Here is a 23489-nt window from a genome sequence, read left to right on the forward strand (position 1 = left end):
CCTCCCCACCACTGACCACCCCTCAGGAGCACCACCATGGCCGCACGCACCGGCAAGGAATACCTCGAGCGACTGTCCAACTCCCGTCCCACCGTGCACATCCAGGGCGAGACCATCGTCGGCGGTGTCCAGGACCACCCGGCCTTCCGCAATGTGGTGCGCACATACGCCGAGTTGTACGACCTCCAGCACTCCGCCGAGCACAAGGACGTTCTGACCTACACCTCACCCACCTCCGGCGAGCGGGTCGGCACCTCGTTCCTCACCCCGACCACGCCCGACGACCTGGTCAAACGCCGCCAGGCGTTCAAGGTCTGGGCCGACCACAGCAACGGCATGCTCGGCCGCACCGGCGACTACATGAACAGCTCCCTCATGGCACTCGCCTCCGCCGCCGACTGGTTCGCCCAGGCCAACCCCGCCTTCGGCGACAACATCCGCCGCTACTACGAAAAGGTCCGCGAAGAGGACCTGCTGTGCACCCACACCCTGATCCCGCCGCAGGTCAACCGTGCGGTGGCCGGCACCCAGCAAGCCGGAGGCAAGCTGGCGGCGCGGATCGTGAAGGAGGACGACAACGGGGTCGTCATCCGCGGTGCGCGCATGCTCGCCACCATCGCCCCGTTCGCCGACGAGATGCTCGTCTTCCCGTCCACCGTGCTGCGCGGAACTCCCGAGGACAAGCCGTACTCCTACGCCTTCGCCGTTCCCAACGACACCCCCGGCCTGCGCTACATCGCCCGCGAACCCCTCGACTACGACCGCCCGCGCCACGACCACCCCCTTGGCTCCCGCTTCGAGGAATCGGACTGCGTGGTCGTCTTCGACGACGTCCATGTGCCCTACGAGCGCTGTTTCGTCCTCGGCGACGCGGAACTGTGCAACGGCTTCTACTCCCAGACCAACTCGGTCAACCACATGACCCACCAGGTCGTCACCCGCACCACCGCCAAGACCGAGTACATCCTCGGCCTGGTGTCGCTGCTGACCGAGGCCATCGGCATCGAACAGTTCCAGCACGTCCAGGAGGACATCGCCGAGATCATCACCACGTTGGAGACGCTGCGCGCGTTCCTGCGCGCCGCCGAAGCCGACGCCGCAGTCAATGAGTACGGCGTGCTCACCCCGGCCTTCGCCCCACTCAACGCCGCCCGCAACCTCTACCCCAAGCTCTACCAGCGCTTCCCGCAGATCCTCCGCAAGCTCGGTGCCTCCGGCCTCATGGCCACTCCGACCGAACTGGACATCAACGGGCCGGCAGCCGCCGACATCGAGGCATACCTCCAGTCGGCGACTCTGACCGGACCGGAGCGCGTGAAGCTCTTCCGCCTGGTGTGGGACACCTGCATCTCCGCCTTCTCCAGCCGACAGGCCCTGTACGAGTACTACTTCTTCGGCGACCCCGTCCGCATGGCCGGCGCCTACGTGAAGTCCTACGACCGCGAGCCCTACAAGGCCAAGGTCCAGGGATTCCTGGAGCGTTCCTGATGACACATCCGCTGGGGAATCCCCCATCGAAGATCATCGCGGTCCACCTCAACTACCGCAGCCGGGCGAGGGAACGCGGACGGATACCGTCGCAACCGTCGTACTTCCTCAAGCCGCCGTCGTCCCTGTCCGGTACCAAGGAGGCGATCGTCCGGCCCGAGGGGTGCGAACTCCTCGGCTTCGAGGGCGAGATCGCGCTCGTCGTCGGCTCACGCGCCCAGCACGTGACGCCTGAGGACGGCTGGTCGTATGTGCGCTGGGTGACCGCTGCCAACGACGCGGGCGTGTACGACCTGCGGTACGCCGACCGCGGCTCCAACCTCCGCTCCAAGGGCGCCGACGGCTTCACACCGCTCGGGCCGCGGCTGCTTGACGCACGTGAACTCGACCCAGGCGCCCTCCAGTTGCGCACCTGGGTCAACAGCGAGCTGGTCCAGGACGACACCACCGACACCCTGCTCTTCCCCTTCGGGCAACTCGTCGCCGACCTGTCCCGGCTGGTCACCCTGGAGCCGGGAGACGTGATCCTCACCGGCACACCGGCCGGCGCCTCCGTCGTCTCGCCCGGCGACCTGGTCGAGGTCGAGGTGAGCGGCGGCGGGCTGTCCACCGGGCGGCTGCGCAATCCGATCGCCGCGGGGCCCGCACTCGACTCGTACGGCGCCATGCCCCGCGTCGATCCGGCGGAGCGCGAGGCCGCGTACGGATCGGCATACGTCCCCGAGCCGCTGCTCGCCAAGGAGATCGAGGTCGGGCTGCGCTCGGTCGCGGTCGCCACGCTCAGCGCACAGCTGCGCAAGCGCGGTCTGCCGCACATGTCCATCGACGGCGTACGTCCCACCCAGCCCGGCGCGGGCATGGTCGGCGTCGCCCACACCCTGCGCTATCTGCCGCTGCGCGAGGACCTCTTCAAGAAGTACGGCAACGGCATGAACGCCCAGAAACGGGCGATCGAGCAGCTTCGTCCGGGCCATGTGCTGGTGATGGACGCGCGGCGGGACACCTCCGCGGGAACGCTCGGCGACATCCTCGCCCTGCGCGCCCAGCAGCGAGGCGCGGCGGGCGTGGTCACCGACGGCGGGCTGCGCGACAGCGCGGCCGTGACGGAACTCGGTCTGCCGGTCTTCCACGGCGGGGCGCATCCGTCCGTGCTCGGCCGCCGCCACGTTCCCTGGGACACCGGCATGCCGATCGCCTGCGGCGGCGCCCTGGTCCAGCCCGGCGACCTGATCGTCGGAGACGCGGACGGCGTCGTGGTCGTACCACCCGAGCTGGCCGAGGAGTTGACCGCCGACTGCCGCGAGCAGGAGGCGCAGGAAAGGTTCATCACCGAGCAAGTGCGTGCCGGGCGCGGCATCGACGGGCTCTATCCGTTGGGGCCGCAGTGGCGTGCGCCGTACGAACTGTGGCGCAAGCAGCACGATATGGGAGGAGAGTCCCTGTGAAGTTCAGAAGTGACCCGTCCGCAATCCGCGGGTCCATCGCCCCGGTCGTCACACCGTTCACCGCGGACGGCGCGGTCGACCACGACAGCTTGCGGACACTGATCCGCTTCCAGCTCCAGGCCGGATCGCACGGGATCTCGCTGGGCGGTTCGACCGGCGAGCCCAGTGCGCAGTCCGCCGCTGAGCGCATCGAGGCGATGCGTACCGTCGCGAAGGAAATCGACGACCGTGTCCCGTTCCTGCCGGGCACCGGTTCGCACAAGCTCGACGAGACCCTCCAACTCACCGCCGCAGCACAGGAGATGGGGGCCGACGCGGCGCTCGTCATCACTCCGTACTACGCACGGCCCACCCAGGAGGCTCTCTATCAGTGGTACGCGACGGTGGCCCGGGAGTTCCCTGACCTGCCGATCGTCGCCTACAACGTGCCCTCGCGCACGGCGGTCGACATCGCGCCGGAGACCGTGAAGCGCCTGTTCACCGACTTCGAGAATTTCGTCGGCGTCAAGGAGACGACGAAGGACTTCGAGCACTTCTCCCGCGTCCTGCACGCGTGCGGCCGCTCGCTGCTGGTCTGGTCGGGCATCGAACTGCTCTGCCTGCCACTCATGGCCTTGGGCGGTGCCGGGTTCGTGTCGGCCGTCGCCAACCTCGCGCCGAGCGCGGTCGCCCGGATGTACGAGCTGTGGGAGGCGGGCGAGTTCGACGCCGCCCGCGACCTGCACTACCGGCTTCATCCGCTGGTCGACCTGCTGTTCGTCGAGACCAACCCGGCGCCTGCGAAGTGGGTGCTGCACCAGCAGGGTCTCATCACCTCCCCGCATGTCCGCCCGCCCCTCATCACTCCCACCGACGCGGGCCTCGTGAAGATCCGCGCGCTGCTCGCCGAGGGCGGCGATCTCACCTCACAGATCGGAGACGCACGATGACCACGGCCCCCAACGGCTTGCCCTCTGTCATTCAGCACTGGATCGGCGGCGAACTCGTCGATGCGGCCGACGGCCGAACGTTCGACGTCTCCGATCCCGTGTCCAACACCCCGTACTCGCAGGCCGCCCGCGGTTCGGCAGCCGACATCGACCGGGCAGCGCGCGCGGCAGGCGCCGCCTCCACGGCGTGGGCCGGGCTGTCCAACCGGGACCGAGCCACCACGCTGTACCGCATCGCCGATGCAGTCGAGGCCCGCCACGACCGGCTGGCCGCCTACGAGACGTACGACACCGGACTGCCCATCACCCAGGCACGCGGCCAGGCCCGGCGCGCGGCGGAGAACTTCCGCTACTTCGCGGACGTCATCGTCGCACTCGGCGAGGAGGCCTTCCGACAGGGCGAGGAACAGTTCTCCTATGTGCGACGCACGCCGGTCGGAGTGGCCGGGCTGATCACGCCATGGAACACGCCGTTCATGCTGGAAAGCTGGAAGCTGGCGCCCGCACTGGCCTCCGGATGCACGCTGATCCTGAAGCCGGCCGAGTGGACGCCGCTCTCCGCGTCACTGTGGCCGGAGATCTTCGCCGAGGCAGGCGTGCCCGCCGGGGCGGTGAACATCGTGCACGGCATCGGCGAGGAGGCTGGCCAGGCCCTCGTCGACCACCCGGACGTGCCGCTGATCTCCTTCACCGGATCCACCGACACCGGTCGGCACATCATCCGGTCCAGCGCCCAGCACCTCAAGACCACTTCCATGGAACTGGGCGGCAAGTCCCCGGCCGTCGTCTTCGCCGACGCCGACCTGGAAGCCGCACTCGACTCGATCGTGTTCGGGGTGTTCTCCCTCAACGGCGAGCGCTGCACGGCTGGTTCACGGGTGCTCGTCGAGCGATCGCTGTACTCGGAGTTCGTGCACCGCCTCGCCGAACGGGCCGCGAATGTGCGCGTCGGGTTGCCTTCGGACCCGGCCACCGAGGTGGGTGCACTGGTCCATCCCGAGCACTACGAACGCGTCTTGAGCTACGTGGAGATCGGCAAGAAGGAGGCCCGGCTCGTCGCCGGCGGAACCCGACCCGCTCACCTCAACGACGGCAACTACCTCCAGCCGACCGTCTTCGCCGACGTCGAGCCTGACGCCCGGATTTTCCAGGAGGAGATCTTCGGCCCGGTCGTCGCCGTGGCCCCCTTCGACGACGAGGCGGAGGCGATCGAACTCGCCAACGCCACGCGATACGGACTGGCCGCCTACATCTGGACAACCGACCTCAAGCGCGGCCACCGCATCGCCCATGCCGTCGAGTCCGGCATGGTCTGGATCAACTCCCACAACGTCCGGGACCTGCGCACGCCCTTCGGTGGGGTCAAGGACTCGGGCGTCGGCCGCGAAGGCGGCGCGCACTCCATCGACTTCTACACCGAATCCAAGATCATCCATGTCGCTCTCGGCGACGTGCACACCCCACGGTTCGGGGCCGCCTCATGAACGCACCTGATGTCATCCGCTCGGCGTATGCCCAGCTCGCCGTCACCGATCTCGGCGCGGCACGCTGGTTCTGGGTCGACATGCTCGGCTTCTACGTCCAGTACGAGGACGCCGACTCCCTCTACCTGCGCGGCACTGACGAACTCACCCACCATTCCCTGGTACTGCGCCGAGGTGAACTGGCCGCCCTCGACCACATCGCCTACCGCGTACGCACCCCTGATGACGTCGACAAGGCCGAGCGGTTCTTCGCCGAACTCGGCCGCCCCGTCAAGCGCTTGAAGAAGGGAGAAGGTACACACGGCATCGGTGACGCCGTCCGTGTGATCGATCCGCTGGGCTTCCCCGTCGAGTTCTTCTACGAGATCGAACACGCCGAGCGTCTCATTCAGCGCTACGACATCCGTCACGGTGCCGAGGCCGCCCGCCTCGATCACTTCAACATCTGCACCCCCGACATCCCCGCCGCGTACGCGCACTACAAGTCCCTCGGCTTCGGCTGCTCGGAGACCATCGAAGGCGACGAACACGAGCTGTACGCGGCGTGGATGTACCGCAAGCAGACGGTCCACGACGTTGCCTTCACCGGTGGTGCCGGCCCCCGCCTGCACCACCTCGGCGTCGCCACCCACGAATCCCACCAGGTCCTGCGCTGCGCCGACATCTTCGGCTCGCTGCGCAAGGAGCACCACATCGAGCGCGGCCCCGGGCGTCACGGCGTCTCCAACGCCTTCTACCTCTACCTGCTCGACCCTGACGGTCACCGAGTGGAGATCTACACCTCGGACTACTACACCGGCGACCCGGACCACGAGACGTTCCGCTGGAACGTGCACGACGACCGCCGTCGCGATTTCTGGGGCAACGCCGTGATCGAGTCCTGGTACAAGGAGGCCACTCCGGTGCTGGACCTGGACGGACAGCCTCAGGCCGTCTCCGATGCCGTCCTCGATGAGTCGGCCGTCCAGGTCGGCGCAGACGGACTCGGCTGAGCCTCCCCCGGGGGTCCCGAAGATCGGGGCCCCTGGCAACACATTGCTGACAAGGTAAATCCGAGGAGTAGGAAATGGGCAAGACCCTGTTGATCGGCGGCACCTGGCAATCGGCCGCGTCCGGCGCCGAATTCGAAACCGTCGACCCAGCAACCGGTGTGGCACACGCCCACTGCGCCGACGCCGGCCGAGAGGATGTCGACGAGGCGGTATCAGCGGCCAGGGCAGCACTCGGCAGCCCCTCCTGGGCGGGCCTCATGCCGGCCGAACGGGCTCGCATTCTGTGGCGCATAGGTGACCTGATCGAGGAACATGCCGAGGAACTCGCTCAGTTGGAAACCCTGGACCAGGGCCAGCCGATCGGCGTCTCAAGGGCGGTGAGTGTCAAGGGCGCAGCAGAGCACTTCCGTTACTACGCGGGCTGGGTCACCAAGCTGTACGGCGAGACGGCTCCGATGTCGTTCCCCAACGTCCTTCAGTACACCAAGCGGGAATCGGTCGGCGTCTGTGCCCTCATCACGCCGTGGAACTTCCCCTTGATGATTGCGAGTTGGAAGATCGCGCCCGCACTGGCATGTGGCAATACGGTCATCATCAAGCCCGCCGAGCAAACACCCATGACGACGGTCCGCCTCGTGCGGCTGTGTCAGGAGGCGGGCATTCCTGACGGTGTGGTGAATCTGCTCACGGGTGGCCCGGACGCCGGTCGTGCTCTGGTCGAGCACCCGGGCGTCGACAAGGTCTCTTTCACCGGGTCCACCGAGACCGGGCGCGGGATCGTGCGCGCTTCTGCCGGCAACCTGAAGCGCGTTTCCCTGGAACTCGGCGGCAAGGCACCCAGCATCGTGCTTCCCGACGCCGACCTCGATGCGGCCGTCGCCGGGTGTCTACAGGGCTCACTGCTCAACAGCGGACAGGTGTGTGCCGCGTACGCGCGCTTCTTCGTCCACCGGTCGCTGGCCGACGAATTCGCCGAGCGATGCGCCAAGGCGGTCGCCCAGATGCGGCTCGGCCCGGGCAGCGCCGACGACACCGACCTCGGCCCGCTGGTCACCGCGGAGCACCAGGCGCACGTCGACGCCCTCGTCCGAAGTGGCGTGGACGAGGGTGCCGGCCTGCTCACGGGCGGTTCTCGCGCCGATCGGCCCGGCTACTTCTATCGGCCCACCGTCTTCGCCGACGTCCGTGACGACATGCGCATAGCTCGGGAGGAGATCTTCGGCCCCGTGCTCGCCGTCCTCCCCTATGACGAGGAAGACGAGGCGATCGCCCGCGCCAACGACTCCGAGTTCGGACTCGCCGCCGCGGTATGGACCCGGGACGTAGGCGCTGCCCACCGTGTCGCCGGCAACGTGCGCGCCGGAACCGTTTACATCAACATGCCCAACCCCGTGGAGGCCTCGGCGCCGTGGGGCGGCTACGGGTCCAGTGGATGGGGCCGCGAAATGGGCAGCGGTGCGATTGACCTGTACACCGAAGTGAAGAGTGTCTGGACGTCGCTGACATAGCCTGCGCGTCGCGCCCCTACACCCGACAAGGCGGCGCCCCCTCCGGACTCTTCTGCCGAATGCCGGCGACACAGTCCGGAGGGGGCCATCAGCACACCACCCTCGCTCAGGTGAAGAACGGGTCGTCGACGACGTGAACCCATCCGCCCTCGGGGTGACGCCGTAGGATTTCGGTGGTGTTGGATACGACGGGCTCGGGCGTGGCTCCGGTCAGGGTTGCGGTGTTGGACACCAGGGCGACGTCACCGACCACGCGCAACTCTCTCGGCTCCAGCTTCAACTTCGCACCGCTGTCGATCAGCTGACGAAGAGCGTTACGGATGGCGTCCGTGCCGACCGCGTGATTACCGGGTTCCGGAACAAAGTGGGCGTTCGGGTCGTACAGCGAAACCAGGCCTTCCAGATCGCCGGCCTGAAGGTACTCCATGAACAAGGCGCCCACCTGCTCCGGCGTTTCAGCACGTCGCCGACCGGCGGCAGTCACGGGCTTGTCGCCCCAGCCGGCCCCCGCGAGCAGGTCATGCCAATCCGGGTAGGCACCGTACGGAAGATGCCGACGCAGCGATTGACCTACGAAGGTGGTCGGGCTGGCCTTCTGCGGCTTGGCAATGGCCTGGTTCACGACGGCATCGGTGAACCTGTACGCCAGATCGGAGCGAGGAAGCAGGGCGTGCACGTCGTCAGCGAGGCCGTCGGGAAGAGCTTCGCTCCCCAGACCGAGAATGTCGGTGGTGATGCCGGCCTGCGCAATGGAGACCTCCGCTCCCTTGCGCGCGGCGATTCCGTCGGACGTGTGCAGGGCGATTGCGTCCCAGACGACCTGGACACGTGGTTCCTCGACTCCCTGCTCCCGTAGGAACGCCGCCGCCATGTCGGCCCCGTCGACCTCGAAACGCTGATCGCCGTTGCCTTCCTCGCTCAGCCCCACATCGTGCAGGAGGCAACTGAGGAAGAGGAGTTCGTCGTCGTAGTCCGCACCCGGCCGCAAGTCACGGTGATTCGCGTGCGCACGGGCGAAGACATAGCTTCGAACGCTGTGGTTCAGGAGGTATTCCGGTGTGACGCGTGCAGTGAACGCAAACGCCAGTCGGGCAATCTCCGAGTCAGGCAGAGAGAGTTGAGTGAAGACGAGCGGGGGTGTGTCAGTCACGGCGTGTTTCTTTCTTCCATCGAATGTGACCGGCCGGATCGGGACCGGTCATCTGTGAGCGGGCGCGACTTCGTCAGTCCGGACGCACCGGGCCGGCGACCAACTCGTCCAGTCCGGGGAACGGATTGTCCGGCCGGTACTTGCGATACACGATGTCGACGAACGACAGCGGCACCCACTTCGACGGCTGCTCGTCGATCTGATGGACCAGCTGCGCGTGGATGTTCTCCCGCAGATCCAGATACGGGAACGCCGCGTGCGCTGCGTCCAGTACCGCCCGGTCCACCTCCTCGACACCGAAAGCGAATATGTCGGCGCCGATTCCGAAATGGGCGAGAGCACAGACCGCACTCTTGTGAGGCGCGATCCCCGAGGAGGTGTGCAGCGCCACCGCATCCCAGATCTGGTCGGCGGCAGCATCGGACAAGCCGTGCTCTCGGGCAAAGCGGGCGGCCGTGAACGCACTGTCCACCTCGAACCGGTTCGGCCCCTGCCCCACGTCGGTCAGGCCGATGTCGTGCAGCACCGTGGCAAGGAAGAGCGTCTCGTCGTCGTAGTCCACACCGGCAACCAGGTCCTTGGCGACGGCGATACTGCGGGCATAGAAATAGCTGCGGACACTATGGTTGAACAGCCATTCCGGAGCGTGCTCGGCAGTGAAGGCGACAGCGGCCTCCGCAGCCGCCGTACGCGGCCAACTTCCGATCTCCTCCGGCAGATTCTCGAGCACGCTCACTTGACCTCGGCCTCCAGTGCCAGGTGCTCGGCCATGACGGCATCGCCCGATCGCAGTTCACCCACGAGGTTGGTCTGCTCGAAGTAGTCGTACCAGCCGGCGCTTTCGACACCGCCCAGGAAACCGTCGGCCAATTCCCTAGAAGGGGCCTGCCAGACGGCAAACCAGTCGTAGGACGTGGAATGCGGGGCCGGTTCCGCCCTGCCCCAGCCGAGTGTCACGACGCCGATTTCCGCGAGCTGCTTCATCGCTTCCTTTATCCCCGCGAACAGGTTGTGCAGCGTCTCCTCGTCGGCGGCGAAGAACGCGGGTTTCGGGGTCCACGTCTCGACCACAACGTACATGTTGCGCATCTCCTCACTCATCGCGATCGGAATGATGCGTCCAGCCTAGGAATTCCCAGGTCGCCGTACGATGGCCAGATGGACAGTAATCCCAAAGATCCGGCCAAGGTCGCTGTGGTGGTGCAGCCGGGCTACGTCCTGTTGGACGTGGCCGTTCCCCAGCAGGTGTTCGGTCACTGGCCGGACTACGTGACCGCCTGCTGGCCCGGCGGCGCTCCCTACAAGCTGACCTTGGTGAGTCCGGTTCCCGCGGAAAGCCCGCTGGTGCCCCGCGAGGTCGAGCCACTCGACCGGTTGGACACGGCGGACACCGTGATCGTCGCCGGAGTGCAGGACCCCACGGAGCCCCCGGACGCCGAGCTGGTCGGACGCCTGCGTGACGCATACGACCGAGGCTGTCGGATGGTGTCGATCTGCACGGGCGCCTTCGCCCTGGCGGCGGCCGGGATCCTGGACGGCCGCAGCGCCACCACCCACTGGCACTGGGCGGGACTGCTACGAGACCGCTATCCGTCGGTCACGATCCGCGAAGCGGAGCTCTACGTCGAGGACACCGGTGTCTTCACCTCCGCGGGTGTCCTCGCCGGAACCGACCTGTGTCTGCATCTTCTGCGGCTCGACCACGGTCAGGCCGCCGCGAACACCATGGCCCGCTTCCTCGTCAGCCCGCCCCGCCGCGAAGGCGGACAGGCCCAGTTCATCGAGCACATCCCGCCCGCCGGTGATGCCGAGATCACCGAGGTGATCACTTGGATCCTGGAACACCTCGACGAACCGCTCACCCTCGAATCCGTCAGCCGGCACAGCCACGTGAGCACACGAACGCTGCGCCGCAGATTCCGAGCCGTGACCGGAACGAGCGTCATGAAGTGGGTGGCCATGCAACGCGTAGCCCGCGCCCGCGAGCTCCTGGAGACCACCCGCCTCGGCATCGACGACATCGCCCACCAATGCGGCTTCGGCTCCGCGGAGTCACTGCGGATCCACTTCACCACGATGACCAGGACCAGCCCGTCGAGTTACCGCCGCACATTCGCCGCCTGACTGCCGGCTTCCGTCTCCGACCGGAGGGCCGAAGAGTGTGGTGCTCGACCGTTCGTGAGGCCGGGTCCCTCGTCGTCACGGCAGGATCGAGTCGACGTATCCCCCATCGACCCGCAGGGCTCCGCCCGTCGTGGCGGAAGCCTGGTCGGAGCTGAGGTAGACGACCATGTGGGCGATCTCCTCGGGCTCGATCAGCCGTTGCAGGAGGGATTGCGGCCGGTGCTTGCGCATGAACTCGCGCTGGGCCTCATCCCAGGGCAGATCGCGGTCGACGAGTTCGTACACGAAGTCCTCGACGCCGCCGGTGTGGGTGGGGCCGGCGATGACCGAGTTGACCGTCACCCCCGTGCCCGCCGCCTGCTTCGCGAAGCCGCGGCCGACCGCGAGGAGCGCGGTCTTGGACATGCCGTAGTGGATCATCTCGGCCGGGATGACGACCGCCGAGTCGCTGGCGATGTTCAGAATCCGGCCCCAGCCGCGCTCCGTCATACCCGGCAGGTACATGCGGATCAGCCGAACCGCGGCCAGCACGTTCACATCGAAATAGCGCCGCCACTCCTCGTCGCTGATCTCCAACGGGTCGGCGGAGCCGAAGATGCCGAGGTTGTTCACAAGGATGTCCACCTCCGGCAGCGCCTCCAGGACGCGCTGTGCGCCCTCTTCGTTCGCCACGTCGGCGGCCACGGGCACGAAGGAGCCGTCGGGCACCTCCGCCGCCAGCCGCGCCACGCCCTCCGCGACCCGCTGCTCGTTTCGGCCGTTCACCCCGACACGGGCGCCGGAGCGCGCGAGTCCGGCGGCGATCGCCGCGCCGATGCCCTGCGTCGAGCCCGTCACCAGAGCGGTACGCCCCGCCAGGTCGATCTGCATGTGGAACCAGTCCCCTTGTTCTACGTCTCGCCGTTCTGCGTGCCGGTACGTCTGCCATCAGCCTGGCGTCAGGGCGATCGCCTCGCCACTCCGGCCGATTCCGACGGGCACGGACTCGGCTGCGTATGCCCACTCGGCGACGGGTGACACTCAGGTCGCTCGTGTCGGACGGTGTCGATCTCGACTGACTCAGAGCTCGGCATCCGGTCCCGAAGGACAAGGGCCGGTACTGGAGCGGATGGAGATCAGCGATCTCAGCACGACGTGCCGGGGAGGGGCGCCGGGCGAGGCCAACCGCTCCAGCATCAGCTCGACGGCGAACCGGCTGATCTCGTCGATCGGCTCGTCGGCCGCGGTGAGCGGCGGCGTCACCGTTTCCACCCAGGGTCCGGACACCAGGCCGACGACCGAGAAGTCCCGCGGCACGACGCGGCCCGCACGGGTCAGCCCTCGGTACACGCCGCCCAGGGACGCCTCGTTCAGGGTCACCAGTGCGGTGGTGGTCGGCTCCTCGTGCAGGATCCGCTCGAGGCACGCCTCGCCCTCGGCCTCGTCGTCCCCGCAGTGATAACCGCGTCCGGTGAGCCCCAACTCCGCAATGCCTTGGTTGAACCCTTCGAGCCCACGGTGCGCGGACTCGTACCCGGCATGGAAGAACTCTTGTGACCGGTTGACGAATGCGATCCTGCGATGGCCCAGGTCGGCCAGGTGCCGCACACAGGCACTGCCGAGGGCCACCCAGTCCATGTCCACCCACCAGGTCTTCTCCAGGCCGGACTGTCCGATGGTGACGAAGGGGAAGCCCAGCTCGATGAGGTGGACGGCCCGGGCGTCCTCCAACCGGATCTCCATCAGGATCAGGCCGTCCACCCGGTGTCCGGTCAGCATCCGCTGGAACGGCTCGTCGTCCACCTCGCGGCCGGTGGTCAGCAGCACGTCGTAGTCGTGCTCCTGGGCCGCCTCGGCCACCCGGCCGATGAACTCCATCTGCGTCTCCGTGTAGTGATCGCCGGCCGGCGGGAAGACCAGTCCGATCGTGCGGGTGAGGCCGTTCGGAGGTGTCTCCGAGGCGGCGTCGGCGTTCACGTCGATCACCATGCCTGGCCCGTCGGGATGAGTTGCTCCGCCCAGATGGTCTTGCCGCTGACGGTCTGCCGGGTGCCCCAGCCCTGGGTGAGCTGGGAGACCAGGAGAAGGCCGCGGCCGCCCTCGTCGAAGGTGCGGGCGCGACGCAGGTGGGGGGCGGCGCTGTTGCCGTCGGAGACCTCGCAGATCAGGGTGCGGTCGCGGATCAGCCTCAGCTGGATGGGGGCCGCGCCGTACCGGATGGCGTTGGTGACCAGCTCGCTGACCACCAGCTCCGTGATGAACCCCGCTTCCTCCAGCCCCCAGGTCTTGAGCTGGCGGGAGGCCTGGAGCCGGGCGTCGGCGACGATCTCGGGGTCGGCCGGCAGACCCCAGGTGGCGACCTGGTCGGCGTGCAGGGCCCGGGTACGTGCGACGAGCAGAGCGACATCGTCGGCCGGGCGAGCGAGGCGAGTGGGGGATCCACCCGGTCCGAGGCCCGAGGAGAAACGGGGCTGCCCCTCACCCGGCTGAGAGATGGAGGAATGCAGCAGTGCATCGATCAGGGTGTCGCAGGTGACCTCCAGCGAAGGGGACGGGGAGGCCAGGGCCTGACACAGCCGGTCGAGGCCCGCGTCGATGTCGCGGTCGCGGGCTTCGATGAGGCCGTCGGTGTAGAGGGTGATCAGACTGCCTTCGGGCAGTTCCAGTTCGGTGGCTTCGAAGGGCAGACCGCCGATGCCCAGCGGAGGACCCGGGGAGACGCTGACGAGGGCGACGGTACCGTCGGGGTAGAGGACGCCGGGCGGGGGGTGGCCGGCGCTGGCGAGGGTGCAGCGGCGCGAGACGGGGTCGTAGACGGCGTACAGGCACGTGGCACTGATCCCGTCGGCGTCCTGCGCGTCGGAGACGGTCGTGTCGTCCTCGTCATCGGAGGTCAGATGGGTGACCAGGTCGTCGAGATGGGTGAGGAGCTCGTCCGGCGGCAGGTCGACATCGGCGAGGGTTCGGACGGCCGTACGGAGGCTCCCCATGGTGGCGGAGGCACGGACGCCGTGACCGGCCACATCGCCGACCACCAGGGCGACCCGGGTTCCGGACAGCGGGATCACGTCGAACCAGTCGCCGCCCGCACCGGCCTGGGAACCGGCGGGCAGATAGCGGAAGGCGGCCTCGACGGCCGCCTGCCCGGGGAGTCCCCTCGGCAGCAGGCTGCGCTGCAATGTGAGTGCTGCGGTGTACTCGCGGGTGTAGCGCCGCGCGTTGTCCACGCAGACCGCTGCCCTGCCGGCGAGTTCCTCGGCGAGGACCAAGTCGTCCGCCTGGAAGGGGTCCGGACGCAGTCGGCGCCAGAAGACGGCCACCCCGAGTGTGATCCCGCGGGCCTTCAGCGGCACCGCCATGCCCGAGTGGACGCCGGCGTGACGGACGCCGGCGTTCCTGACGTCGTCGTCCTCGATCCACCGGACGAAGTCGGCATCCTCCAGCCCGCTCAGGATGGGGCGGCCCACGGCCAGACAGCGGGCCGCCGGTGAGTACGCCGGGTAGGTGTCGACCGCGCCCAGGGAAACGGCGGCCTCGGGGACGCCCTCGACGGCGGACCGATGCGCGACCCGGCGCAGTACGACCTCGGCATGAATGGGCTCCGCGGTCGGCTCCTCCCCTTGGAGGACCGAGTCGAGCAGGTCCACGCTGACGAAGTCGGCAAGCCGCGGCACCACCAGCTCGGTCAGTTCCTGGGCCGTGCGCACCACGTCCAGGGTGGTGCCGATGCGGGTGCCCGCCTCGTTCAGCAGGGCCAGCCGTTGCTGGGCCCAGTGCTGTGCGCTGCTGTCGAACGACGCGGCGCTGACGCCACACACCCGGCCCGAAGGGTCCTTGACCGGCCACATCTCGATGCTCCAGGCACGGCCGCCGAACTGGCTGTCGTAACTCGTCGGCGTCCCGGTCCGGACCACCTGGCGCAGATGCCGCAGGAACCCCTGCGTGGCGGGATTGTCGGGGACGGTGTCCCGGTACCGGCGTCCGCGCAGCTGTGCGGCTGTGGTTCCCGCCATGTCACACGCGATGTCGTTGAGCCCCTGGTACCGCAGCTCGGCGTCGAACGTGGCCAGGGCGACCGAGGCCTGGGTGAACGCCCGCTCCAGCATCCCTCGATCGTCCCCGCCTGCGTCCTCGTACCCGTTTCCGGCCGGGGCCGGCTCGAAGGCCACGACGAACCCGCTGGCCTCGCCCGCGCCGTCCAGCGACGGGCACACACGCAGGCCGAGATCGAGGCGGCTGCCGTCGCGATGGCGGATGGCGGCCGTCCCGCTCCAGGCGTCCGCACCGGCCAGGGCTGCCCAGGCCTCGTCGGAGGGGTCCGCGGCGAGCAACTCGGTGACGACGCGCCCCACGACGTCCGTGGCGGCATGGCCCAGCAGACGCTGTGCGCCGTCACTCCAACTTGTCACGATGCCGTGTCGGGTCAGCGTTGCCGTGGCCAGATCGGTCGCCGGATCGTGATCATGGGGCGACTCGAGAACAGCTTTGCCACGGCGTGTCATCGTTGCTCACCTCGCAGCCGCCGAGTCGCGCTCCGTAAGCACCACCCACCATATCCGGCCAAAGCACACCCGGCACCGGGATCTGGCCCCGCAGGCGAGCGCCCACTCCCCCCGTCGACTCATCGATGTTCCCGCCACCCGGGCCCCGTCACGCTTCACGTCTCCCGGCACCTCGCATGGCGCGACGATGCGGAGCAGTCTGTAGGTGAATGTAGAGAAACAACCTGAATATCCCTTACGCAGGGAGCACCTCCATGTCTCCTCCTCCGTCCCCGGGGCCGGCCCCCACCTCCACCCCCACACCGGGCCCTGTCCGGCTCGGTGACCGGGCACAGGTCGCACTGCGGCCGGCCGAGTCAGCCCGTGTCACCGGCGGTTTCTGGTACGAGCGCCGACGCGTCAACGCAGAGGTGAGCATCCCCCAGGGCCCGGCACTGCTGGACTCCGTCGGCAATCTGCACAACCTCCGGCTGGCCGCCGGCACGGCGACCGGTGAGTACCGGGGCGAGCTGCCCTTCCTCGACACCGACGTGACCAAATGGCTGGAGGCAGCCTCCTGGCAGCTGGCGGCGACGGACCGGAAGGAGGAGTTCGCGCAGGCCGAGGACGTGGACCGGATGATCCGCCTGCTGGCCGAGGCCCAGCAGGACGACGGCTACCTACAGAGCTACTACCAGGTGGTCAAGCCCGGACTTCGCTTCGTCGAACTCCGCTGGGGCCACGAGCTGTACTGCGCGGGCCACCTCATCCAGGCCGCCGTCGCCCACCACCGGGCCACCGGACGGGACGATCTGCTCACCATCGCCCGCCGCTTCGCCGACCACATCGACGACACCTTCGGCCCCGGCAGGCCCGTCGACGGCATCCCCGGGCACCCCGAGATCGAGACCGCCCTGGTGGAGCTCTACCGGGAGACCGGCGAGCGGCGCTATCTGGACCTGGCCGGGTACTTCGTCGACCGGCGCGGGCACGGCCTGCTGCACGACGGGCCCCCCATGCTGGGCGACGCACACGCCGTCCCCCCGGGGCCCGCGTACTACCAGGACCATGTTCCGGTGCGGGCGGCCGAGACCGTGACCGGCCACGCCGTACGCCAGCTCTATCTGCTGGCCGGCGTCGCCGACGTGGCCGCCGAGACCGGCGATCCGCAGCTGCGCGCCACGATGGAGCGGCTGTGGGAGGCGATGACCACCACCAAGACGTATCTCACCGGCGGCCTCGGCGCCCACCACGAGTCGGAGGACTTCGGCGACCCGCACGAACTGCCCAACGAGCGTGCGTACTGCGAGACGTGCGCGGCCGTCGCCTCGATCCAGTGGAACTGGCGGATGGCCCTGCTCACGGGCGAGACCCGCTACTCGGACCTGATCGAGCGGACGCTGTTCAACGGCTTCCTGTCCGGAGTCTCCCTGGACGGGCTGCGCTGGCTGTACGTCAACCCGCTCCGGGTGCGCGACGGCTACGAGTCCCAGGGCGGGGACAACACTGCGCGCCGCACCCCATGGTTCACGTGCGCCTGCTGCCCGCCCAATGTCATGCGGATGCTCGCGAGCCTGCCCCACTACCTGGCCAGTACCGACGCCGACGGTCTGCAACTGCACCAGTACGCCACCGGCTCGTACGGCGGGCTCACCGACGGCGGCCGGGTCGCGGTCCGGGTGGACACCGACTACCCGTGGCAGGGCCGGATCGCGGTGACCGTGGACGAGGCGGGCCCCGGGGAGTGGACCCTCTCGCTGCGGATGCCGCACTGGTGCGAGCAGTACACGCTGGAGATCGGTGCCGCGCCCGCCGAGCAGGCGCCGGAGGACGGCTGGCTGCGGATCCGCCGCGCCTGGCAGCCCGGCGACACGGTCGTCCTGAACCTCGCCATGAATCCGCGGCTCACCGAGGCCGACCCCAGGGTCGACGCGGTCCGGGGCTGCGTGGCCGTCGAACGCGGCCCGCTCGTCCACTGCCTGGAGCAGGTGGACCAGCCCGGCCTCCCCGGCCTGGACGACATCGTGCTCGACCCCGCCGCGGAACTGACCGTCAGGCACCGGCCCGACCTGCTGGGCGGGGTCACCACCGTGGTCGGCTCCGGCCGGCTGCGGGCCCGGCCCGCCGGTCAGGGCTGGTGGCCGTACCGCGCGGTCCGAGGTACCGCTGGCGCCGCGCAGGCCCGGGACGTGGTGGACGTCCCCGCGGACGCACCTGTCGAACTGACGACCATCCCCTATTACGCCTGGGCCAACCGAGAGGACGGCAGTATGCGCGTCTGGCTGCCCACGAGCTGAGTGCGCCCCACCACCCCTTGAAGGACTGGTAGTCATGCGAACCAGCAGAACAACAGCAGCGGGTACGTTGCTGACGTCCGTGGCGCTGATCGCCACCGCCTGCGGTGGCTCGGACTCGGACACGTCGGGATCAGACTCGGGAACCATCACGCTGTGGGCCCGCGACGCCCAGAAGGGCTTCATCAACCTGGTCGCGGACGCCTGGAACGATGACCACGACACGAAGGTGAAAGTGACCGTCGTCCCCACCGCCAACTTCGTCCAGAAGTTCGGCACCGCGGCCGCGAGCGGCTCAGGACCCGACGTCGCCTCCATCGACCTCGTGTACCTGCCGTACTTCGCCTCCACCGGGGTACTGGACGACATCACGGAGCTGGAGAACGAGCTGCCGTACAAGGACGACCTGAGCGCGGCCCACCGCAAGCTCGCCACGTACAACAGCCGTACGTACGCGCTGCCATTCACCGCCGAGGCGTCCGTTCTCTTCTACAACAAGGACCTGTTCAGAAAGGCCGGTCTCGACCCGGACAAGCCCCCGGCGAACTACGCGGAGATCACCTCCGCCGCGCAGAAGATCCGCGCGCTGGGCAAGGACACCTACGGGTACGCCATCGCCGGACAGTGCGGCGGCTGCCAGGTCTTCGAGTTCACTCCGCACATCTGGGCCAGCGGCGGCGACGTGCTCTCCGCCGACGGCAAGAAGGCCCTGTTCGACACGGTCGAGGTCACCGACGCGCTCACCTTCTACCGAAAGCTGTACACCGACGGCTCGATGCCGGCCCAGTCCAGGACCGACACCGGAACCAACCAGCCCGCCCTGTTCCAGAGCGGCAAGCTGGGCATGACGCCGATCGGCGCCTTCTTCGTGCAGGTCCTCAACGCGGACGACAAGGTCGACTTCGGTGTCGCTCCGCTGCCCGGCAAGGACGGCGGCACGGCCTCCTTCGCGGGCGGCGACGAGATCGCCGTGACCAAGAACGCGAAGAACAAGGAGCAGGCGCAGGAGTTCATCAAGTGGACGACCGGCGAGGAGGCTCAGACAGTCCTCGCGGAGAACGGCGTCGTCCCGGTACGCACCGATCTGATCGACAAGATCTACAACCCGCTCGATCCCCGGTACAAGGTGCTGGGCGAGGCGATGGAGAAGGGCCGTACGCCGTACAGCACGGTCGAGAACGCGCTGTTCAACGACAACAACGGGCCCTGGGTCAAAATGATCAACCAGGCCGTCTTCGAGGGCGACATCTCCCAGGCACAGGAGGAAGGCCAGAAGGCCGCCCAGTCGATCATCGACAACGCGCCATGAGCTGAGACCGCCGCCGCGCCCCCGTCGTCGTCCTCCCTCCCCTCCTCGGAGTTGAGCAGATGCCCTCCCTCACCCAGCGCGGCGGCAGTGCCGGTGACGGCGCCGTCCACCGTCGGCCCCTGTCCCGGGCCGGGCGGCGCCGGCTGGCCGGTATCGCGATGACCACCCCGGCGCTGGCGATGATCACGCTCTTCTTCTTCGTCCCGCTCGTCATGATGCTGTGGATGTCGCTCCACGACTGGCCGCTGCTGGGCGAGCACCGCTTCATCGGTCTGGAGAACTATCGCGACGCCCTGCACGACAGCGAGTTCCGCACCGCCGTGATCTTCACGGTCAAGTACACGCTCATCACCACGCCGGTGCTGTTCGTCCTCGGGTTCGGACTGGCCCTGCTGGTCCGGCAGAGGCACCGCGGCGCCCGCTTCTTCCAGGCCCTGTACTTCCTGCCGGTCGTGGTCGGTCTCGCCTCGGGCGCCTTCCTGTGGCTGTTCATGTTCCAGTCCGACATCGGTCCGGCCGGGGACCTGGCCGACCACCTCGGTCTCGGCAGCCGCGCCACCAACTGGTTCGCCGGATCGACGTCCGCGATGCTCGTGGTCATCGGCATGGTGACCTGGAAAATCGTCGGCCTCCAGATGCTTCTGCTGCTGACCGGACTCCAGTCGATCCCCACCGACGTGGAGGAGGCCGCCAGAATCGACGGCGCGAGCCGCCTCCAGACCTACCGCTACGTCATCCTTCCGCTGCTGCGCCCCACGCTGGCCCTGGTCCTGGTCTTCTCCGTCGCCGGTTCGCTGCTCGCCTTCGACCAGTTCTACGTCATGACCGGTGGCGGCCCGTCGAACTCGACGATCACCGCGGTGTACGAGATCTACCGCACGTCCTTCATCAAGTTCCAGCTCGGATACGGCTCGGCCCTGTCCGCCCTGCTCATGATCGTGCTCGCCGCGGTCAGCGCGGTGCAGATGCTGCTGCTGCGCTCTTCCGACCACGGAGGATCCGAACCGTGAGGAGGCCGAGCAAGGGGACCCGCGCCCCGGTGAGAAGGCCGGAGGAGACGGACTCGGACTCCAGAAACCCGGTGGCCGCCATCCGCCAGTCGCTGCCGCGCGCCGCCTGGTGGACGGTCTGCGCCTGTCTGGCCGTGCTCTTCCTCTACCCGCTGTACGTGATGCTCTCGCAGAGCCTCAAGGCACCGGGCGAGGCCGCCGCCGCGCCGCCCACCCTCTATCCGCACGAGCTGTCCCTGGACAACTTCCGGGCCCTGGGCGGTGAGGCGGGGATCGACATCGTGGCCAGCGCAGGCAACAGCCTGCTGGTCTCCCTGGGCGCCACACTCGCGACCGTGGTCCTCAGCACCGTCGCGGGCTACGGTTTCGCGCGACTGCGCTTCCCCGGCAGCAACGTCCTCTTCTTCGCCACCCTCGCCACCTTCATGGTCCCCTTCCAGGCGGTCATCACCCCGCTCTACCTGCTCCTCGACAACCTCGGCCTCCAGAACTCGCTGCTCGGACTGGCCGCCGTCTACACCACCTTCCAGCTCCCCTTCGGGCTGTTCCTGATGCGCAATTCCTTCGCGGCCGTCCCGCGCAGTCTCGAAGAGGCCGCGCTGATCGACGGCTGCGGCATCCTGAAGGCGATGGTCCGGGTCGTCCTGCCGGTCGCAGTGCCGGGCGTGATCACCACCGCCCTGCTCACCTTCTTCGCCTGCTGGAACGAGTTCTTCGCAGCGCTGATCCTCGTCACCGACCAGGAGAAATTCACCCTCCCGGTCAGTCTCAGCGTCCTCGCCAGCGGCAGCTTCGGAAGCGTCGACTGGGGGGTCCTCCAGGCAGGCGTCGCGGTGACCATCGTCCCCTGCCTCGTCATCTACCTGCTGCTGCAGAAGTACTACGTCGGCGGACTGCTCAGCGGCGCGATGAAGTAGGCGCGCGCAGGAACGGGGAGCATGCGAGCGCGCAACCCACAACTCACCAGGAGCAACTCGGCGTTGCTCCTGGTGAGTTCCACGCCGCCTTCGCAGCGCGGCGCAGCGATCAGTACTGCTCGGTCTCCACGAAGCCGGCGTCCGCGTCGTTGTCCGCGCCGAACGCGTCCGCAGCAGCGGTCGGGTCGAATCCGGGCGGGCTGTCCTTGAGACCCAGACCCATGCCGGCCAGCTTCACCTTGACCTCGTCGATCGACTTCGCACCGAAGTTGCGGATGTCGAGCAGGTCGGCCTCGGAACGCGCGACCAGCTCACCCACGGAGTGGACGCCCTCACGCTTGAGGCAGTTGTACGACCGAACCGTGAGGTCGAGCTCCTCGATCGGCAGCACGAGGTCGGCGGCAAGGGCGGCGTCCGTCGGGGACGGACCCATGTCGATGCCCTCGGCGTCGATGTTCAGCTCACGGGCGAGACCGAACAGCTCCACCAGCGTCTTGCCGGCGGACGCCATGGCGTCACGCGGACGCATGGCCTGCTTGGTCTCGACGTCGACGATCAGCTTGTCGAAGTCGGTGCGCTGCTCGACACGCGTGGCCTCGACCTTGTACGTGACCTTGAGCACCGGCGAGTAGATGGAGTCGACCGGGATACGACCGATCTCCTGGCCCACCTGCTTGTTCTGAACGGCGGAGACGTAACCACGGCCACGCTCGACCGTGAGCTCCATCTCCAGCTTGCCCTTGCCGTTGAGCGTGGCGAGGACAAGGTCGGGGTTGAGTACCTCGACACCGGCCGGGGGCGCGATGTCGGCGGCGGTGACCAGACCCGGACCCTGCTTGCGCAGGTACATCACCACAGGCTCGTCGTGCTCCGAGGAGACGACCAGCTGCTTGATGTTGAGGATCAGATCGGTGACGTCCTCCTTGACGCCCGGCACGGTGGTGAACTCGTGCAGAACGCCGTCGACGCGGATGGACGTGACGGCAGCCCCGGGAATCGAGGAGAGGAGCGTACGGCGAAGAGAGTTGCCGAGGGTGTAGCCGAAGCCCGGCTCCAGCGGCTCGATCACGAACCGGGAACGGAACTCGTCGACGACCTCTTCGGTCAGGGACGGACGCTGAGCAATAAGCACGAGGTGTTGCCTCCAGTGGTTCGGCGCCCGCTATGTGACGCCGTTGACACCACAAAGACTACGGGCGATACGGGCGATACCGGCGATACGGCTGTCCAAGAGAGCCCAACTACCCGGTAGAGCCGCGTGTGACAGGGGCCTTTCGCCTCCAGTCCGGCGGGTCCCCTCGCGCTGGGACCAGGCTTCCACCGGCCCTCACCACGTACGCCCGACTTCCAGAAGGCGGTCGCGAACGATCGCGACATGCGGATCGCTGTTTGAATCAAGCCGCTCGACGAGATAGCCCGTGTTGATCGGAGAGTCCTCCGGCCGGCGGAGCAGAACCAGGGTGCCGTTTGCGAGGTGATCGGCACAGAGGTAGCGGGGCAGGACCGTGACGCCCGCACCAGCAGCGACTGCGGCCAGCACCCCACGCAGGTCCGGCACCGTGATGGCTGCACGCGCGGTGAGCCGGGTGCCGAAGACGTGGCGCCAGTAGCGGCGGAGAATAGGGAGGTCTTCGGCAAAGGCCACCAAGGGGACGTCCTGAAGAGCTGACGGACCATCGGAGTCCAGCCGTCGCGACCCACCGATCCGCTCGGCCCACACGGGGGCGGCCACGAGCAGGAATTCCTCGTCCGACAATGGGTTCGCGATCAGGCCACGCCCCCTGGGACGATAGGTGGATATGACGAGGTCGTGTCGCCCGGACCGGATTTCCTGGAGAACCTGATCGGTCATTCCAAAGGTCACACTGAGTCGGACACCACGCTCGATGACCGGTGCCAGCGCCGGAAGAACAAGGGCGCATATCACCTCGGCAGGGCCACCCAAATGCACCGGCGCAGAAATACCGCCGCCGTGGACTCCTTCACGCCCGCTCAGCGCAGCCAGCGCCTTGAGTGGCGCTGCTGCTTCCGAGGCCAGCTCATCCGCGAATGGGGATGGAATGACGCCCCGCGACTGCCGCTCGAACAGCTCACGACCGAGTTGTTGTTCCAGCGACCTCACCTGTGTAGTGACTGCTGGTTGAGAAAGGCCAAGCAGGCGTGCGGCAGCTGTGAATGACCCGGTTCGATGCACTGCCAAGAACGTCCGCAGTAGATTCAGATTCAATGGCGGCGCAGTCGACGTCGATTGTTCCATCGTTGGCTCATCCGGATCACCAGCGGTCACGTCAACACTCATTTCTGTCGCGATCACTCATCAGCTTATCAATGTCTGATACGGGATTCGCTATTGGCGGCTGGCGGCGCGACGAACCTATC

At 67.9% G+C, this 23489-nt stretch carries 19 protein-coding genes; 11 read left to right on the forward strand and 8 right to left on the reverse strand.

Going from position 1 to position 23489, the window contains the following annotated elements:
- The first annotated feature begins 36 nt into the window (after window positions 1-36).
- From hpaB to ACIHFB_RS26170, 6 genes are all read left to right on the forward strand, one after another.
- Window positions 37-1488, forward strand: a complete 1452-nt coding sequence (hpaB, locus tag ACIHFB_RS26145; protein ID WP_400128077.1) for a 4-hydroxyphenylacetate 3-monooxygenase, oxygenase component — start codon at window positions 37-39, stop codon at window positions 1486-1488.
- The gene (locus ACIHFB_RS26150) at window positions 1488-2933 is read left to right on the forward strand and encodes a fumarylacetoacetate hydrolase family protein (RefSeq protein WP_400128078.1); all 1446 of its coding nucleotides are present in this window, start codon (window positions 1488-1490) and stop codon (window positions 2931-2933) included. Before hpaB ends, ACIHFB_RS26150 begins: the two co-directional genes overlap by 1 nt.
- Window positions 2930-3862 carry a 4-hydroxy-tetrahydrodipicolinate synthase gene (gene dapA / locus ACIHFB_RS26155; RefSeq protein WP_400128079.1) on the forward strand — a complete coding sequence of 311 codons (933 nt, stop codon included), beginning with the start codon at window positions 2930-2932 and terminating at the stop codon, window positions 3860-3862. The genes ACIHFB_RS26150 and dapA overlap by 4 nt, the downstream gene beginning before the upstream one ends.
- Entirely contained in the window at window positions 3859-5346 is a 1488-nt protein-coding gene (gene hpaE / locus ACIHFB_RS26160; RefSeq protein ID WP_400128080.1) for a 5-carboxymethyl-2-hydroxymuconate semialdehyde dehydrogenase, read from the forward strand. The genes dapA and hpaE overlap by 4 nt, the downstream gene beginning before the upstream one ends.
- Complete coding sequence (hpaD, locus tag ACIHFB_RS26165; RefSeq protein ID WP_400128081.1) at window positions 5343-6338, forward strand: 3,4-dihydroxyphenylacetate 2,3-dioxygenase; 996 nt, start codon at window positions 5343-5345, stop codon at window positions 6336-6338. The genes hpaE and hpaD overlap by 4 nt, the downstream gene beginning before the upstream one ends.
- Before the next feature lie 74 nt (window positions 6339-6412).
- The gene (locus ACIHFB_RS26170) at window positions 6413-7846 is read left to right on the forward strand and encodes an aldehyde dehydrogenase family protein (RefSeq protein WP_400128082.1); all 1434 of its coding nucleotides are present in this window, start codon (window positions 6413-6415) and stop codon (window positions 7844-7846) included.
- Window positions 7847-7952: 106 nt separating this feature from the next.
- Here the strand turns inward: ACIHFB_RS26170 and ACIHFB_RS26175 are convergent, their stop codons facing one another.
- The 3 genes from ACIHFB_RS26175 to ACIHFB_RS26185 form a co-directional block, all read right to left on the reverse strand.
- Complete coding sequence (locus tag ACIHFB_RS26175) at window positions 7953-8996, reverse strand: nuclear transport factor 2 family protein (RefSeq protein WP_400128083.1); 1044 nt, start codon at window positions 8994-8996, stop codon at window positions 7953-7955.
- Window positions 8997-9069: 73 nt separating this feature from the next.
- Window positions 9070-9732 (reverse strand): HD domain-containing protein, encoded by a 663-nt coding sequence (locus ACIHFB_RS26180; RefSeq protein WP_400128084.1) that lies wholly within the window; start codon window positions 9730-9732, stop codon window positions 9070-9072.
- Window positions 9729-10097: a DUF6616 family protein gene (locus ACIHFB_RS26185; protein ID WP_400128085.1), complete on the reverse strand. Its 369-nt coding sequence runs from the start codon at window positions 10095-10097 to the stop codon at window positions 9729-9731. The genes ACIHFB_RS26180 and ACIHFB_RS26185 overlap by 4 nt, the downstream gene beginning before the upstream one ends.
- A gap of 57 nt (window positions 10098-10154) precedes the next feature.
- On the opposite strand from ACIHFB_RS26185, the gene ACIHFB_RS26190 reads away from it, so the two are divergent.
- Window positions 10155-11120 carry a helix-turn-helix domain-containing protein gene (locus ACIHFB_RS26190; protein ID WP_365282005.1) on the forward strand — a complete coding sequence of 322 codons (966 nt, stop codon included), beginning with the start codon at window positions 10155-10157 and terminating at the stop codon, window positions 11118-11120.
- A gap of 75 nt (window positions 11121-11195) precedes the next feature.
- Here the strand turns inward: ACIHFB_RS26190 and ACIHFB_RS26195 are convergent, their stop codons facing one another.
- The 3 genes from ACIHFB_RS26195 to ACIHFB_RS26205 form a co-directional block, all read right to left on the reverse strand.
- Window positions 11196-11990, reverse strand: a complete 795-nt coding sequence (locus ACIHFB_RS26195; protein ID WP_365282006.1) for an SDR family oxidoreductase — start codon at window positions 11988-11990, stop codon at window positions 11196-11198.
- 189 nt (window positions 11991-12179) lie between these two features.
- On the reverse strand, window positions 12180-13088 hold the full coding sequence (locus ACIHFB_RS26200) for a substrate-binding domain-containing protein (RefSeq protein WP_365282007.1): 909 nt from the start codon (window positions 13086-13088) through the stop codon (window positions 12180-12182).
- A complete protein-coding gene (locus ACIHFB_RS26205; RefSeq protein ID WP_400128086.1) occupies window positions 13082-15601 on the reverse strand; it encodes a SpoIIE family protein phosphatase in 2520 nt (839 codons plus the stop codon). Before ACIHFB_RS26205 ends, ACIHFB_RS26200 begins: the two co-directional genes overlap by 7 nt.
- A gap of 254 nt (window positions 15602-15855) precedes the next feature.
- Between ACIHFB_RS26205 and ACIHFB_RS26210 the strand changes: the two genes are divergently transcribed.
- Genes ACIHFB_RS26210 through ACIHFB_RS26225 form a run of 4 tightly spaced genes read left to right on the forward strand, consistent with a single transcriptional unit; the run spans window position 15856 to window position 21110 of the window.
- Window positions 15856-17877 carry a glycoside hydrolase family 127 protein gene (locus ACIHFB_RS26210; RefSeq protein WP_400128087.1) on the forward strand — a complete coding sequence of 674 codons (2022 nt, stop codon included), beginning with the start codon at window positions 15856-15858 and terminating at the stop codon, window positions 17875-17877.
- Between the two features lie 34 nt (window positions 17878-17911).
- Window positions 17912-19183, forward strand: coding sequence for an ABC transporter substrate-binding protein (locus ACIHFB_RS26215; RefSeq protein ID WP_400128088.1), 1272 nt, complete (start codon window positions 17912-17914; stop codon window positions 19181-19183).
- Window positions 19184-19242: 59 nt separating this feature from the next.
- Window positions 19243-20193, forward strand: coding sequence for a carbohydrate ABC transporter permease (locus ACIHFB_RS26220; protein WP_400128089.1), 951 nt, complete (start codon window positions 19243-19245; stop codon window positions 20191-20193).
- Between the two features lie 29 nt (window positions 20194-20222).
- Complete coding sequence (locus tag ACIHFB_RS26225) at window positions 20223-21110, forward strand: carbohydrate ABC transporter permease (protein WP_365282012.1); 888 nt, start codon at window positions 20223-20225, stop codon at window positions 21108-21110.
- Between the two features lie 109 nt (window positions 21111-21219).
- Here the strand turns inward: ACIHFB_RS26225 and ACIHFB_RS26230 are convergent, their stop codons facing one another.
- Both ACIHFB_RS26230 and ACIHFB_RS26235 read right to left on the reverse strand, forming a co-directional pair.
- Window positions 21220-22242 (reverse strand): DNA-directed RNA polymerase subunit alpha, encoded by a 1023-nt coding sequence (locus ACIHFB_RS26230; RefSeq protein ID WP_365282013.1) that lies wholly within the window; start codon window positions 22240-22242, stop codon window positions 21220-21222.
- A 195-nt stretch (window positions 22243-22437) separates the two neighbouring features.
- Window positions 22438-23367, reverse strand: coding sequence for a LysR family transcriptional regulator (locus ACIHFB_RS26235; RefSeq protein WP_400128275.1), 930 nt, complete (start codon window positions 23365-23367; stop codon window positions 22438-22440).
- Window positions 23368-23489: the final 122 nt, after the last annotated feature.

Origin of the sequence: Streptomyces sp. NPDC051963 (genome assembly GCF_044593495.1) — a bacterium.
Taxonomy (GTDB): Bacteria; Actinomycetota; Actinomycetes; order Streptomycetales; family Streptomycetaceae; genus Streptomyces.